This is a genomic window from Ralstonia sp. ASV6 (assembly GCF_016429285.1).
Taxonomy (GTDB): domain Bacteria; phylum Pseudomonadota; class Gammaproteobacteria; order Burkholderiales; family Burkholderiaceae; genus Ralstonia; species Ralstonia flaminis.
In genome coordinates this window covers 1-315 of the sequence record NZ_JAELUI010000574.1, presented here as the reverse complement: position 1 = coordinate 315, position 315 = coordinate 1, and the positions used below count along the sequence as shown (strand labels likewise).

The window sequence follows — 315 nt, the reverse complement described above, 5'->3', positions numbered from 1 at the left end:
CCCCCCCCCCCCCCCCCCCCCCCCCCCCCCCCCCCCCCCCCCCCCCCCCCCCCCCCCCCCCCCCCCCCCCCCCCCCCCCCCCCCCCCCCCCCCCCCCCCCCCCCCCCCCCCTTTTTAATCACCCGGCCACCACCGAGATCTACACTCCACGGCCTTCGTCGGCAGCGTCAGATGTGTATAAGAGACAGGTCGAAGAGCGCGTCGGCGCGCAAGGTGCGTGCGGCGTATGACCTGCTGAAGGCGGAGGTGCCCGAGCTGCAAGTGGAAGGCGAGATCCAGGGCGACGCTGCGTTGTCGGAAGACATCCGCCACCAC

General features: G+C 75.2%; 1 pseudogene. It reads left to right on the top strand.

Annotated features, from left to right (window positions below):
* Positions 1-189: 189 nt before the first annotated feature.
* Positions 190-315 (top strand): annotated as a pseudogene (locus JHD73_RS28540) (phosphate acyltransferase); the annotation flags it as partial.